The sequence below is a fragment of the Paenibacillus macerans genome (assembly GCF_050565405.1).
Lineage (GTDB): Bacteria > Bacillota > Bacilli > Paenibacillales > Paenibacillaceae > Fontibacillus > Fontibacillus macerans_B.
This window is the reverse complement of record NZ_JBNYYG010000039.1, coordinates 1-13504: the sequence shown is the minus strand read 5'-3', so window position 1 is coordinate 13504 and position 13504 is coordinate 1. Positions and strand designations below refer to the sequence as shown.

Sequence of the window (13504 nt, the reverse complement as noted above, 5' to 3'; positions counted from 1 at the left end):
GACCAGGGATCGACAACGCCACATGCAAGCCGAACCGTCGCCGGCAACGCAAAGCCCGGTGCAATCAAGCCCAGGCTCATAAAAAGAAGGCCTCCCGTGCGGAGATAGCCTTACCTTCATCACGTATTCGCTCGTAGTCCGAAAATTTACGGTTCTCGGGTAGAAACTTCCGGGCCTTATCCCCGGCATTATACGAGTTTATTATGTTCGGCGGCGGACCGCCTTTCCTCTCCTAGTTTACCAATGGCCGACATCCGATGTCAACTCAAATCCGAACATTAATTGATTGTAAAATGTAAATGTTCGCTTTTCAGTTTGCCTCATAAACCACCTTATGATAAATAAATTGGCCATACTCATAGGCCAACATAAGAGTGAATTAACAATAAATAGAATTATAACACATTATGTAACATATTTTTACAAAAATAGTAGATATATTCCAGGATATGCTATAAAATAAGTTCAAATAACGGCCGTTATTTGCATAATTACTAATTTTATAGTTTGGAGGATAGAAATGTTCAAAAAAATCTTTTTTTTCTTTTTACTCACACTGTTACTCGTCCCCTCTGTCTCTGCATTTGCTGATAGTCCAAGTCCAAAATCTGATAATATAGCATCAGAAGGATATTTCATTGGTGGCACAGAAATAGTTAATGGTAATACAAAAGGTAATTCTACTAACCAAATAACGCCTCAAGAAGTCTACTACGGAACTATGACCGTAGCAGCAAAAAAGGTTGGTACTTCAACTTTAGAAGCTAACTGGAATTTTAGCGGGAACGACTATGTTTATAGTGCCTATCTTACCGCTGTACTTCAATATTACAGCACAGAATTACGTTCCTGGGTGGACATTGATTATAGTATTAGAAGCTACTCATTTAATCCTTCGAGTGAGAATGTAAGAGGGCAATTTAATTTCTATAGTCTTGACGACGGAGAATATAGGGTAGTAATCACCGGATCTTTGACTGCCAGAAATACTGTCTTCAATAATCTATCAAGTGCCAAATCAAACTCTGTTTTCTTTGGTTTTATTGATGTTTAAAAATTATAATAGCATCCCTACCAGTATTTCTAGGTGGGGATGCCCTTTTCATGGGAGGAAGACCATTGAGAATATATGATTGGACCGAAATAGCATACTCACTCCCTAAAGGAGAAGTCAGAAGAGACCCCATTGACTATAATGTTGAGCAACTATCAAAAAATTATAGTTGTAATACATCAGTAAATCTAAAACCATCAGTATTATCACAGTTTTTTGTTTTTCCATCTGTTATGAATAATAATCTAGTGACATCAATTCCGATTTCAAATAAAAAAGCATATGAGAAATGTATGAAGGATATAGCACCTTATTTTGTTGATGTAAAAGGGTATTTTGGTTTGAATGAAGCTCTCCCTTTTGAGATTCAATTTTGTGAACCTTTAAATGAGATTAAAGAGCTTTTTAAAACATTATTTAGCAAAAAACAATTGCATCCTATAGTACAGGATTTATACGGAATTCAAGCAGAAAGACCCTTCGGCTTAATCAACAAAAATATCCAATTAAAAGTCTTAAAAGAAAAGGAGAATAATATAAATTTTCAAGATGATTTCGATGAAGTATTCGAATTTTTAGAAAGTACATTTTTCACAAACCGCATTAGTTTATCTTTAGTGCCTACCTACTGGTACTATTCTAAGGAATTAAAGCATTCCGTAACAATTAAATACTTTAACACTAAATGTAAGGAAGTCTATTTGATTGTAGATGATCCCACTGGAAGAGTGATTGGTATGGATATTTATAAGTGACTTAAATTGGAATTATAGCAACAAATATTTTCAGACCATTCAACTTTGAAGTGACCCAATTTGTTATTTTTCATAGGTTAGGCTTTCTCCGAGGCATGAGTTCGTACCGGGCTCATGCCTTTTAATAAGTTCCACATTTCTCCATGAAAGTGGATTATTCATCCTCCCATCTGCTCCTGCAGTTCGATATAAAGCACCTGCAAAAACTTTTTGATGTTCACCTTCACCTTGCCCCCCGGTTCCCGGCCTTCCTCGATCTCCTTCATCTTCAGCCTCACGTCCTCGAAATCAAAGTAAAGCGGGGCGTAATACTCGAACCGGGGGTTGCCGTAATCCGTCAGGCCGATGGACGCGAGATTCGACAGCCCCGCCGTCAAGGCGCGCCGCAGCCGCTGCTCCATCGCCTTCGCTTCTTTGGCGGCGTCTTCCGGCTTCGTTTTGTAGGTCGCCGCCACCTGCCGGTACAATTCCTTCAGCGGAGGCAGATGGCCGCCGTCCCTCCGTTCCAGCAAAATCTCCATGATCGCGATCATGTCCCGGCTGCCGCTTTCGCCGATCAGGCCCATGTTCATGAGGATCGGCTGGATCGCCTCGCGCACGGTCTTTTTCCCGGCCGGCAAGTAAGGATTGCTGCGAAGTCCCTCCAGCTTTTTGAGGCTTGACTTGATTTCGTCCAGATAATGACCCATGGCATACCGTTCATTCACTTTGCGCAGCACCGTTTCCACTTCGATCCGGTTGATCGGCTTGCGGATGAAAAACTCGATTCCGCTGCGGTACGCCCGCCCGACCATGTCCTGATTTTCGATCTGGGAGATCATCACGAACCGCGAGCCGCAGCCTTGGGCGCGCAGCGAATCGATCGCTTCGATCCCGTCCTGGTCGGGCATCAGCAGATCCATCAGCACGATATCCGGAGCTTCGCTCAGAATCTGGCGTACGCCTTCCGTTCCGTCGCCGGCCGTTCCCGTCACTTCGCCCAGGCCGCTGTCTTCGATAATATGCTGCAGCATTCTCCGCGCACCGGCGTCGTCGTCTACGATACAGAAAGAAAGGGGCATGTTTATTCCTCCTATAGAGGTAGTTCAACAAGTCATCTTTTGATCACGAAGCAGGTCAAGAAGCTTAAGCGACTTCGAATCTTGAATTCAGCCGGGCCTTCCGTTGCTCACGTAGGTTCCGGCAAGCTAACGGACACCAGAAACGCTATTGGCCCGCTTTTGGGCAGTTTCCGATTCTAACGGACCGAGGAGACCTTATTTCGGTTAGAAGCGGCTAAATGGCCGCCATGAGAGCCCAATAAGGTCGCTGGAGTCCGTTACAGCGGGAAATAGCCGGGAAATGGGCCAATAAGGTCTTTACGGTCCGTTACGTTCAGTGCGGTTACGTTCAGCATGGTTACGATCGGCCCCGCTACTGAAGTCCCTAGCTTCATCCGACCTAAAGCGTTTTGAAAAAACGCACTTCGGAAGCATACGCTTCGGTGCTCCAAACCTGACTTTTTTGAACCTTCATTGAAACGGTAGTTCAACGATTCATCGGCTTTCGCAGCATTTCCGTCGGAATGAGGATTTGGAACATGGCGCCGCCGAGCCCCGGGGCCGTGCCCACCGACACCTCCCCGCCGAACTGGTCCGCGATGTCCCGTACGTGGGAAAGCCCGATCCCCGTGGCCGCTACGCCTTCCTCATCGAATTTGGTCGTAAAACCCGGCTCGAACAGCAATCCGTGATCCTGATGCGGCAAGCCGGCCCCGCTGTCGCCTACCGCAAACAGCGTAAACCCTTCTTGCTCGCGCACCTCAAGATGAATCTGTCCCTGGTGCTTGATCGCTTCCACCGCGTTGGCGGTCAGATTGCCCAGCAGCGTAAGCAGAGGAATATAGCTGGAGGTAATATAGTCGGCGGATAATTTCTGCGTTATCACAATGTTTTTGCCCAGCATCTCCGCGTATTTCTGATTGCTTTTGACCGTAAATTGAACCAGTCCGGACAGCGGCAAGTCGCCGGGGACCTCACGGTCCGTGAGCTTGATCAAGCCGGCCAGGATGCGCTGCGAGTCTTTCTTGACTTCATGGATCTGCTGCGTGATGCCGAGCACCTGATGCTTGTGCGTCTCCGAACCTTCCTCCTTCAAATGGCGGTAAAGCTCGTAGCTGCGCAGGGTGACGTTCTCCAGCGTGCCGATCGATTTCTTCAGATAGAAAACTTCGCCGTAAAGCCCGGAGCTGAAGCTGAGCATCTGCTCGATCCGGCGGTTCTGCTCCTTCTGGATGATCCGCATCCGGCTCACGGCAATGCTGCTGTAAATCCCGGAGACGAAATACGTCCGCAGCATGGCGATGGCCATCAGAAAAGTCCACTCGTTCAGCTTAAACGTCGCCGTGCCGGTGACGAGCAGCCGGGTCAGGAGCTCCGCTTCGTTGGATAACAGGTCGATCACCGCCGTCACCGCCCCCAGCGCCAATGGATAAAACCGGTCCACCCTATGCTTGATGACGCTCATCCCGACCGCAAACACGATATAATACACCGCGGCGGAGCAATGCCTCGTCAGGCTTTCGGCCAAAGTCAACCCGTTTCCCAAGGCCTGATCCAATCCGGTCCGGAACGCCAACACGACCATCCCCGTCAGGAACCCCGTCATTACATGAGGCAACCCTCGCAGCAACAACAAAGATAACAGAAAGGCACTGCTGCCAAGCCCAATCCTGAAAATATCGCCGTCAAACGGGTTGATCTTCAATTCCCCGGCCAGCGCCGTGCCGATCGCGACGATTCCGATCCGCATGAATTTGGATTTAACAAAGGCTGCCCCCATGCCAACCTCACCTGGCTCTCACGAGTTGATATTGCCCAATATAGTACCATATTTCGGGGACATCGCCTATCCTTTCCATTCCATTTAATGTCAGATCACATTAGGCATCGCCTCAAGCTTGCCGGGTTTCCAACCGCCGGGAGACCATGGATAGCAAAAAGTTGACGGTAAAATAGATCAGCGCCACCAGCAGCAGCGTGGGAATCGTGTACGTGTAGCCCTGCCCGATGACGATCCCGGCGTTGTGCATCAGCTCCGGCAGGGAGATGACGACCGCCAGCGACGTATCTTTCAGCAGGGAGATGAATTGGCTTACGAGCGGCGGAACCATCCGCCGCAGTCCTTGCGGAAGCACGATGTGCCACAGCGTTTGCGGTGAGCTTAGGCCCGACGAGCGCGCCGCTTCGATTTGGCCTTTGTCGACGGAGGCCAGTCCCCCGCGCACGATTTCCGCGACCATGGCCGCCTCAAATATCGTCAGCCCCGTGATCGTGGCCGTGACCAGCCCAAGATTAATTCCGACCTCCGGCAGGGCAAACCGCATAAAAAAGATGATTAGCAGTAGCGGCAAATTGCGAATCAGTTCCACGGCCACCAGCATGACCGGCGACAGGACCGGCAGCTTCGCGTAGCGAACGACGCCCACGAGGCAGCCGAACAAAAAGCTGAGCATGATCGACGCCCCCGCCACGATCAGCGTCACGTACAAACCGTCCAATAGAAAGCTCAAATTCTCCGCGCTGTAGGCCCCCGAAAAATCCATCGAACGACCTCCTTCCGCTTATGTTCAATATTTTCTTCCGAGCCGTCGCTCCCACACCCGCACCCCGTAGCTCAGCGGCAGCGTGAGCAGCAGATAGAACAAGGCGACAAAGATATAAGTGTCGAACGTCCGATACGTATCCACGCTGATGATATCGGCAAAATACATCAGATCCAGGCCGGCGACGATCGTCAGCACCGACGAGTTTTTGATCAAATTGATGAATTGGTTGCCGAGCGGCGGAATGACCAGCTTGATCGCCTGAGGCAAAACGATGTTCACCATCGTCTGCCCATAGGACAGCCCCGACGAGCGGGCAGCCTCCGTCTGTCCTTGGGGTATCGCCATGATCCCGGCGCGGATCGCCTCGGCAATGAACGACGAGGTATACACCGCGAGGCCGATCGTTCCGGCGGTAAAACCGTCCAAGGGCATCCTCAACGCAGACGGTCCGTAATAGAAAATATATACGACCAGCAGCAGCGGGATATTGCGGATAAATTCCACGTACCCCGTCCCGAACCAGCGCAAGGCGCGGACAGGGCCGATGCGGAATACGGCAATGACGGTCCCCAGGAGGAAACTGCCGGCCAGCGCCAGCAAACTGGAAATCACCGTTCCCCGGAAGCCTGCCATATAATCGCCGAAGTAATCGCTCAATATCGTAAAGTCCATCGTTTCATCCCCTTCCTGCCTTGGGGGATTAGCCGGGCGGTTGTCCTCCAAGCCGCCTCGGCTCTCCCGCAAGCACAAAAGGATGGCAAGGCGGACCGCCCGTTCCATCCTTTCGCGTTTTCAAGGAACCCTATTTATTCGGCCGGTTTCTTGCCGATCCATTTTTCGTAGATCGCATCGTACTCCCCGCTGTCATGCAGTTCCTTCAGCGTATCGTTGATCGCTTGCACGATGTCCGTGTTGCCCTTTTGCACCGCGATCCCGTACGGCTCATCGGTAAACGGTTCGCCGACCACCTCATAGTTCGGATCCTGGGCGGCCATGCCGTAGAGGATCGAATCGTCCGTCGTCAACGCTTCGCCTTGCCCGGCTTTCAGCGCGCTGAACGCATCCTGGTAGTTGTCGAATTCCAACACCTTGACGCCGGTCACTTTGTCGCGGATATTTTTGACCGAGGTGGACCCTTTGCTTCCGAGCACGGTCGTCTCGGCCGTCACGTCCTCGATGCCCTGAATCGGGCTGCCCTTCTTCACCAGCAGCGATTGGCCGGCCTGGAAGTAAACGTCCGAGAAGTCGACCTCCTGCTTGCGTTCCTCGGTAATCGTCATCGTGGCGACGATCATATCGATTTCGCCGTTGTTCAGCATCGGTATCCGCGTTTTGGAGGTGACCTCCTTTAATTCGAGCGCGTTCTCGTCGCCAAAGATATGCTTCGCGATCGCTTTGGAGATATCGATGTCGAAGCCTTCCACGTTGCCGGTGGCCGGGTCCTTCAGGCCAAACAGCTTGGTGTCGAACTTGACGCCCACCACGAGCTTGCCGCGCTCCTTGATGTTGTCCAAGGCTCCGGACCCGCTTTCGCCGGCCGCCGGAGCGGAGTTCCCTCCATCGCTTGCGGCATTGCCGCCCGACTCGTTATTGCCGCAACCGGCCAACACGACCATCGCGCATACCGCCGCGATGCTGAAGAGCTTCCAACGTTTCTTCATCCTTCTCTTCCTCCCCTGGGTATCCTCATTTTTAGTGGCTTAACAAACGACTGAGGAACGTGCGCGTCCGCTCTTCGCGCGGATCGGCGAAAAACGCCTCAGGCCCCGCCTCTTCGACGATTTGCCCCTGATCCATGAAAATGATCCGGTCCGCCACCTCCCGGGCAAAGCCCATTTCGTGCGTGACCACCACCATCGTCATGCCTTCGCGCACCAGCGTGCGCATCACGTCGAGCACCTCGCCGACCATCTCCGGATCCAGCGCCGAGGTAGGCTCGTCGAACAACATGATCTTCGGCTTCATCGCCAGCCCCCGGGCGATGGCGACCCGCTGCTGCTGACCGCCCGACAGCTGGGACGGGTAGGCGTAGGCCTTATCGGCGATGCCGACCTTTTCGAGATAAAACATCGCCGTCTGCTCGGCTTCCGCCTTGGAGATGCCCAGCACTTTGACCGGTGCCAGCGTAATGTTGTCGATGACCTTTTTATGCGGATACAAATTGAAATGCTGAAAGACCATTCCGATATCCCGGCGGATCTTATTGATATCCGTCTTCCGATCGTTAACGGCGACGCCGCCTACCGTCAGCTCGCCGCTCGTTATCGTCTCCAGCCGGTTGATGCAGCGCAGCATCGTGCTTTTTCCGGAACCGGACGGACCGACGACAACCACGACCTCCCCTTCCTGAACATGCAGATCAATCCCCTTGAGCACATGGAAATGTCCGTAATGTTTATCGACCTGGCGAAAGCGGATCAACGGCAATCCTCCCTTCCTGGTGAGACGATTTCTCCTTCTGCCTCTAACCCGACGTATGTACCTTTGAGGCTAGACTTATGTGAGTAATCGTAACATTTGAAATTAACCTTACTGCAGCGACTATAAAAAACTACACTATCCTACGCAAAGCGTTTTCCAGCTACCAAAAAATATTTGAATTACTGTGAGAAATTTCATTTATTAAGCGTTTTATGCCCTACCTCGTAGGACAAGCGTTAGTTTTCCTGACGCGGATCTTCCTTTATCAACCGAAATTAGGCCGCGAAATGTGATCCGGATTCGTTAGTAAACATAAAAAACCTGACCGAATCATCGGTCAGGCTGAGTTGACGGTAATTTTATTTCACGACCAAAACCGGAATCTGCGCATGCTGCACGACGTTGTGGCTGACGCTGCCAAGCACGAATTCGCGGATGCCGCCTAGCCCGCGGCTCCCGATTACGATCAGGTCCGCACCGTTTTTCTTCGCGTAGTCCAGAATCGATTCGGCCGGCGGCCCTTGCTCCATTTCGACCTTCGGTTCGAGGCCGGCGGCCTGAAGCCGATTTTTCGCTTCCTCTGCCGTTCTTTCCGCCAGCTCATAGAAATCCTTGTTCATGGAAGCCGGTACCGGAGCAAAACCATCCGCCACATAAAAACGCGGAAAATCGTACACATGCAGCACTTCCAGCATTGCGCCGGGCGATAATTTGCTCAGTTCGATAGCCTTGTCCAACGCTTTGTTCGCCGCTTTCGATCCGTCGTACGCGGCTACGATTTTGGTGAATAACATGGGCAAACACCTCTCTTATCTAGAATAACTAGCCTGAGATGAACCGTTAAACCGTTGCCGATGACTATATTAAAAAATACCCGTAAAGCACGGCGTTGAATAAAAGCAACAGCGGAATGCCGACCCGGAAGCTCATATGCTTCGTCTTGTGGCGTTTGGTGTTCATGGCGATCAACACGCCCAGTGCCCCGCCTAAGGCGGCCAGCAGGAACAACGTTCTCTCGGGAACCCGATCGCGCCTTTGCCGGGCCCGCCGTTTGTCGTCGGACATGACCAGGTACGCGACTCCATTGATAAACAGGAACCAAAACAGCAAGCCCGTTTTCGTACTCCCCGCCTCCTTCCGATGGTTACGGCATCCGTAAGGATGCGAAGCCTTCCTGATTCTCTCCTGACTCTATTATACTCCAAATAACGGAGCAAACGCATCTCCCCGGCAGCTGTCCTCATGCATAAAAAGCTCCCCGCATGGGGAGCCTCAGGCTAATCGCAAAACATCAGGTTTCATTCTTGGGTATTTCGTTCAAATTGGGCGGGTAATCGGCCTGCTTCTTCAGCTTGGCTGCGTCGGTCGGTTCCAGAATGCTCGACTTGTTCTGCCGATTTTCGGTCTTCCGCGCTTTATGATCCGGCACCCTCATCACCTCCGGTACTTAGCGTCCCGAAAAGGTTGGGGTTTTATGCGATTTCCGGTTATGCATCGCCTTTCTTCTCCAGCGCCGCCTTCAACAGCTCGCCGAGATTGGAACCGATCGATTCCGGCTGCGAATACTGCTTGACCAGCTTCTGCTGCTCGCGTTTATTGAGATGCTTGTTCTCTTTGTCCATGACTTCGGTAATGCCGCAGGACAAACACTGCACATACATCCCTGCTTTGCCTTCCTTCATCTCCATCTTCTTGTGGCACTGCGGGCAGCGGCGGTTCGACAGGCGTTTCTCCCCGGAACGCCGGTAGCCGCAATCTTCGCTCGGGCAGACGAGCATGAGGCCGCGCCCGGTTTTCTTCTCCAGCAGCCGCGTCCCGCAATCCGGGCAATGGCTGTTCGAGACATTATGCGGCTTATACGTTGCATCGCTGTGCTTGACGCCCCGCACCAGTCCGACCGCCATTTCGCGGATCCCGTGCAGGAACGGCTCGGGCTGGCCTTGACCGCGGGCGATCCGCTCCAATTCCGCCTCCCAGCGCGCGGTTAATTCCGGCGTACGCAAATCGGTCGGGGCGAGCTCGATCAGTTGCTTGCCTTTGCCGGTCGGATGCAAATAATTCCCCTGCCGTTCGATCGTATCGGAGCTGACCAGCTTCTCGATGATATCGGCCCGCGTCGCCGGCGTGCCAAGGCCATGCTTCTCCATCTGCGTCAACAGGGCCGCTTCCGTGTACCGCTTCGGCGGCTGCGTCCGGCCCGGCGTAATCCGGCAGCGCTGCACCGTCACCGCTTCCCCTTGGCTTAACTCCGGCAGCGTCGCACCGCTCTCCTCTTCCTCGTCCCCGCTGCCTTCCTCCTCCATCGCCTGACCGTCATAAGCGGCTCGCCAGCCGCTGTCCTTGATCGTCGTACCTTTGGCGTGCAGCGTCTCGCCGGCGATCTCCACCGTCACCGTGACTTGATCATACCGGGCCGGCGGATAAAACAAACTGATAAACCGCCGCACGATCAGGTCGTACAGCTTCCGTTCCTCGGGGCTCAGCGCATTCAGCAGCACCGTTTGCTCCGTCGGAATGATCGCATGGTGATCGGTCACCTTGCTGTCATCGACGATCCGCTTGCCGAGCGGCAGGTTGCCCCGCAGCAGCGGCCGGGCCAACGGCGCATACGGACCGACGGCGACGCTCGCTAGGCGTTCCTTGAGCGTATCCGCCATGTCCGCCGTCAGGTAACGCGAATCCGTCCGCGGATACGTGACCAGCTTGTGCTGCTCATAAAGCCGCTGCAGCACGTTCGACGTCTGTTTGGCCGAGAAACCGAGAAGCCGATTGGCGTCCCGCTGCAATTCGGTCAAATCGTAGGCCAGTGGATGGGGCACCGTTTTTTCGTTTTTGGCCAGCTTGGCGATTTTGCCCGAGCGGCCTTCCAGTTTGCACTTAAGGTTCTCCACCTGATCCGCGGCGAATATGCGCGAGTCCCCGCTCGCTCCCCGCCAAACCGCTTCGAACTTGCCGAAATCCGCACGCAGCACGCTGTATTCGTCCGAGCGGAAGCGGGTAATGTCGTTTTCCCGCACCATGATCATGCCCAGCGTCGGCGTTTGCACGCGTCCAGCCGATAGCGGCGCTCCGAATTTGGTGGTCAGCGCCCGGGTCACGTTCAGCCCGACCATCCAGTCGGCTTCCGCCCGGCAGCGCGCCGATTGGTACAGACGTTCGTATTGGCTGCCCGGCTTCAGCGCCGCAAAGCCTTCCTTAATCGCTTTATCCGTTTGCGAAGAAATCCACAGCCGCTTGAACGGCTTGTTCCATTTCACCATGTCCATGATCCAGCGGGCGAGCAGTTCTCCTTCGCGCGCCGCGTCGGTCGCCACGATCAGCTCGCCGATATCCTGCCGACGCATGAGCTGCTGCACCGCCTTAAACTGATGGTTGCTTTCGCGCAGCACCTTCAGCTTCATTTTTCCCGGCAAAATCGGCAAATCCTCCAGCGCCCAGGTTCCGAATTTCGCGTCGTAATCCTCGGGTTCGGCCAAGCCCACCAGATGGCCCAGCGCCCAGGTCACCACGTATTTCGGGCCTTCAATGTGACTCTTATGCTTATCGCGGCTGCCCATCACCCGCGCGATTTCCCTCGCGACCGACGGCTTTTCCGCCAATACCAATGTTTTCATGAGATCGATCAAACACTCCTTTCCTGAGTTACATTATAACATCCGCGATGCCGGCCGCGCGAAGTCGGGAATACTTCGGCCTCATTTGCGCCGCCAGCCTTTCGCTTTCCGGCCTATGTAGTGCGGCCTTGGGGTTCAAGGAACTCTTTGGGACCGGTCTGGCCGCCAGTCGGGAGTCGGCTGCGTTCAATAACCCACTGTCGTCGAAACGGACAAATCGCTCGTCGAAGCCGACGAGGAAACGGCGGAGAAATTGACGACCTCGACAACCACCGTAATGCCTATAACCAAAGCGGTGTTGATCGTCAGCGCTGATGCGGTTAAATTGCTCAGGCCTCCCCTTTCAGCACCCCGTTCACATAAAGGTTGTAATAGCCGCTTCCCGTCGGAACGGCTAATCCGCCGGCCGGCACGGGGGCGCCGTTATCATCGGAGAGTCCGGTTGCGGGAATGACGGTCGTGCTGCCGATGATATTCCCGATCACGACCGTCGCCGTATAACGGTTGACGGCGGGGACCATACTGGTCGTCGTTGAGGTACTGATGCTCCCCGTAACGGTGCTTTGCGCTTCCAGATATAGTTTGATCAGCGGCATGGAACATCCTCCTTCGCGTATCTATTATCTAGCAACTGATTTGGAATTAATGCAGTTTATGTGCAGCGCTGCTTTGCGGCTTGGACGGAAAGCGGCAATCCTGCATGTTTTGAGAAGCGGATTGGAAAATTAAATAAAATCGGATATACTATTTTTAATACCAGGTGCTAATACCTGATATCAAATTTCAAATTTAAAGGAGTGATTCGGTTGTTGACTCAGCTATCCAAGGCCCGCATTACCGCGATCGGCTCGTATAGTCCCGAGCGAATTCTGAGCAATGAAGATTTGGAACGGCTGGTGGATACCAGCGACGAATGGATCGTGCAGCGCACGGGGATCAAGGAACGGCATATCGCCGGCGAAGACCAATTCACCTCGCAGCTATGCATCCGGGCCGCCGAACGGCTCCGGGATACGTACGGAGTTTCGCTTACCGACGTCGATTTCATCATTGCCGCCACGACGACGCCGGATTATTCCTTCCCCACGGTATCCTGCCGGATTCAGCAGCATTTCGGCATGGAGCAAGCCGGGGCGATCGACCTGAACGCGACCTGTGCCGGCTTTGCCTACGCTCTCCATATTGCCAATGGACTGGTCAGTTCCGGACTTCACCGCAAAATTCTCGTCGTCGCCGGGGAAACGATGTCCAAAATTACCGACTACACCGACCGCAGCACCTGCATCCTGTTCGGCGACGGGGCCGGGGCCGTGCTCGTCGAATACGATCCGGAGGAACCCGGCTTCGAATCCTTCATCCTGGGGACGAACGGAGCCGGCGGCATCCATGTTTACCGCTCCGGTTTGGCGGATCATATGGACGGTGCCCCGCTGGAGGGCAAAGGAAAAATCGTGCAGAACGGGCGCGAGGTGTTTAAATGGGCCGTCCGTACCGTTTCCGCAGGAATCGAACAGCTGCTGGGCCAGGCCGGTCTCACCCGCGACGACATCGATTGGTTCGTGCCTCACAGCGCCAATCTGCGCATGATCGAATCGATCTGCGAAAAAGCCTCGCTGCCGCTTGGCAAAACCCTGCAAAGCGTGCAAGACATGGGCAATACGTCGTCCGCTTCAATTCCACTCGCTTTGCAGGCGGGCGTAGACTCCGGCCAGTTGAAGTACGGCGACCGGGTACTGCTCTACGGCTTCGGCAGCGGCTTGACCCATGCCGGACTCATTGTGCGCTGGGGTGTGCCGAACAGCCCAAATTCATGAGGCAGCTGCCGCTATGAGACTTAGGAATAAGGGCCTTTTTTACCCCTTATCCGGCTGACGTAAGTAGCTTTCTTGGAAATAAGGGTGTTTTGGGACCTTATTTTTAGCCCAAACCGGGAAAAGCTGCTTATGGGTCCACCTGCAGCAATAATAGGGGCATAATATTCCCCTATTAGCATTAGCGTTGCATTAACATCCGGGGCTCTGCTTCCCCAACCCAGGATGCCGAAAGGATCAGGCGAGAAATATATACGAAAAAT

15 protein-coding genes and 1 riboswitch are annotated in these 13504 nt (G+C 53.4%); of the genes, 3 read left to right on the top strand and 12 right to left on the bottom strand.

Annotated elements, in window-relative coordinates; genetic code table 11:
• Positions 1-114: 114 nt before the first annotated feature.
• Positions 115-216, bottom strand: a riboswitch (purine riboswitch).
• Between the two features lie 304 nt (positions 217-520).
• The gene (locus ACQ4N8_RS19640) at positions 521-1054 is read left to right on the top strand and encodes a hypothetical protein (RefSeq protein ID WP_430706044.1); all 534 of its coding nucleotides are present in this window, start codon (positions 521-523) and stop codon (positions 1052-1054) included.
• Between the two features lie 50 nt (positions 1055-1104).
• The gene (locus ACQ4N8_RS19635; RefSeq protein ID WP_430706043.1) at positions 1105-1809 is read left to right on the top strand and encodes a hypothetical protein; all 705 of its coding nucleotides are present in this window, start codon (positions 1105-1107) and stop codon (positions 1807-1809) included.
• A gap of 158 nt (positions 1810-1967) precedes the next feature.
• Here the strand turns inward: ACQ4N8_RS19635 and ACQ4N8_RS19630 are convergent, their stop codons facing one another.
• The 11 genes from ACQ4N8_RS19630 to ACQ4N8_RS19580 form a co-directional block, all read right to left on the bottom strand.
• Complete coding sequence (locus tag ACQ4N8_RS19630; RefSeq protein ID WP_430706042.1) at positions 1968-2870, bottom strand: response regulator; 903 nt, start codon at positions 2868-2870, stop codon at positions 1968-1970.
• Positions 2871-3336: 466 nt separating this feature from the next.
• Positions 3337-4629: an ATP-binding protein gene (locus ACQ4N8_RS19625; protein ID WP_430706041.1), complete on the bottom strand. Its 1293-nt coding sequence runs from the start codon at positions 4627-4629 to the stop codon at positions 3337-3339.
• Positions 4630-4741: 112 nt separating this feature from the next.
• Positions 4742-5392 (bottom strand): amino acid ABC transporter permease, encoded by a 651-nt coding sequence (locus ACQ4N8_RS19620; RefSeq protein ID WP_430706040.1) that lies wholly within the window; start codon positions 5390-5392, stop codon positions 4742-4744.
• A 24-nt stretch (positions 5393-5416) separates the two neighbouring features.
• A complete protein-coding gene (locus ACQ4N8_RS19615) occupies positions 5417-6067 on the bottom strand; it encodes an amino acid ABC transporter permease (RefSeq protein WP_430706039.1) in 651 nt (216 codons plus the stop codon).
• Positions 6068-6201: 134 nt separating this feature from the next.
• On the bottom strand, positions 6202-7056 hold the full coding sequence (locus tag ACQ4N8_RS19610; RefSeq protein WP_430706038.1) for a glutamate ABC transporter substrate-binding protein: 855 nt from the start codon (positions 7054-7056) through the stop codon (positions 6202-6204).
• 31 nt (positions 7057-7087) lie between these two features.
• Positions 7088-7816: an amino acid ABC transporter ATP-binding protein gene (locus ACQ4N8_RS19605; protein ID WP_430706037.1), complete on the bottom strand. Its 729-nt coding sequence runs from the start codon at positions 7814-7816 to the stop codon at positions 7088-7090.
• A 359-nt stretch (positions 7817-8175) separates the two neighbouring features.
• On the bottom strand, positions 8176-8610 hold the full coding sequence (locus ACQ4N8_RS19600; RefSeq protein ID WP_430706036.1) for a universal stress protein: 435 nt from the start codon (positions 8608-8610) through the stop codon (positions 8176-8178).
• 64 nt (positions 8611-8674) lie between these two features.
• Positions 8675-8926: a DUF1294 domain-containing protein gene (locus ACQ4N8_RS19595; RefSeq protein WP_430706035.1), complete on the bottom strand. Its 252-nt coding sequence runs from the start codon at positions 8924-8926 to the stop codon at positions 8675-8677.
• Positions 8927-9107: 181 nt separating this feature from the next.
• On the bottom strand, positions 9108-9245 hold the full coding sequence (locus ACQ4N8_RS19590; protein ID WP_430706079.1) for a hypothetical protein: 138 nt from the start codon (positions 9243-9245) through the stop codon (positions 9108-9110).
• A 58-nt stretch (positions 9246-9303) separates the two neighbouring features.
• Positions 9304-11430: a DNA topoisomerase 3 gene (locus ACQ4N8_RS19585; RefSeq protein WP_430706034.1), complete on the bottom strand. Its 2127-nt coding sequence runs from the start codon at positions 11428-11430 to the stop codon at positions 9304-9306.
• Positions 11431-11759: 329 nt separating this feature from the next.
• Positions 11760-12026: a DUF4183 domain-containing protein gene (locus ACQ4N8_RS19580; protein WP_430706033.1), complete on the bottom strand. Its 267-nt coding sequence runs from the start codon at positions 12024-12026 to the stop codon at positions 11760-11762.
• Positions 12027-12239: 213 nt separating this feature from the next.
• On the opposite strand from ACQ4N8_RS19580, the gene ACQ4N8_RS19575 reads away from it, so the two are divergent.
• Complete coding sequence (locus ACQ4N8_RS19575) at positions 12240-13244, top strand: ketoacyl-ACP synthase III (RefSeq protein WP_430706076.1); 1005 nt, start codon at positions 12240-12242, stop codon at positions 13242-13244.
• Positions 13245-13264: 20 nt separating this feature from the next.
• Here ACQ4N8_RS19575 and ACQ4N8_RS19570 read toward each other — a convergent pair.
• Positions 13265-13504, bottom strand: a 240-nt coding sequence (locus ACQ4N8_RS19570) for a hypothetical protein (RefSeq protein ID WP_430706032.1), incomplete at its 5' end; no start/stop codon positions are given.